The 510-nt window shown below is 46.3% G+C and carries 4 tRNA genes; all 4 read right to left on the bottom strand.

The window, feature by feature from the left end:
• Nucleotides 1-52: 52 nt before the first annotated feature.
• A tRNA-Asn gene (locus ABT58_RS23110) sits at nucleotides 53-128 on the bottom strand.
• A gap of 44 nt (nucleotides 129-172) precedes the next feature.
• A tRNA-Phe gene (locus ABT58_RS23105) sits at nucleotides 173-248 on the bottom strand.
• Nucleotides 249-309: 61 nt separating this feature from the next.
• Nucleotides 310-385, bottom strand: a tRNA-Thr gene (locus ABT58_RS23100).
• Between the two features lie 47 nt (nucleotides 386-432).
• Nucleotides 433-508: transfer RNA gene (locus tag ABT58_RS23095), tRNA-Asn, on the bottom strand.
• Nucleotides 509-510 lie beyond the last annotated feature (2 nt).

The raw sequence follows: 510 nt of genomic DNA, 5'->3' as shown, positions 1-510 counted from the left end.
GTCGGCACACTATATCTTTTTTAGTCTTAAGCCATTTGGCTCAACACTGAATTGGCTCCCCCTGCAAGACTTGAACTTGCGACATACGGATTAACAGTCCGCCGTTCTACCGACTGAACTAAGGGGGAATTGTAACTTTCTTCTATCACGAATTATCGTGGCAGATAAAATATGGTGCCTCGAGGCGGAATCGAACCACCGACACGAGGATTTTCAATCCTCTGCTCTACCGACTGAGCTATCGAGGCAAAAGTGCAATCCGAAGACTGACTTTTGCAAAAGTTGTTTACACAACGCTTTGCTAAGAAATGGTGCCGACTACCGGAGTCGAACTGGTGACCTACTGATTACAAGTCAGTTGCTCTACCTACTGAGCTAAGTCGGCACACTAAATCTTTTTAGTCTCAAGCCATTTGGCTCAACACTGTAATTTGGCTCCCCCTGCAAGACTTGAACTTGCGACATACGGATTAACAGTCCGCCGTTCTACCGACTGAACTAAGGGGGAAT

Source organism: Photobacterium aphoticum (genome assembly GCF_001029435.1).
Classification (GTDB): domain Bacteria; phylum Pseudomonadota; class Gammaproteobacteria; order Enterobacterales; family Vibrionaceae; genus Photobacterium; species Photobacterium aphoticum.
This window is presented reverse-complemented; position numbering and strand designations above follow the sequence as displayed.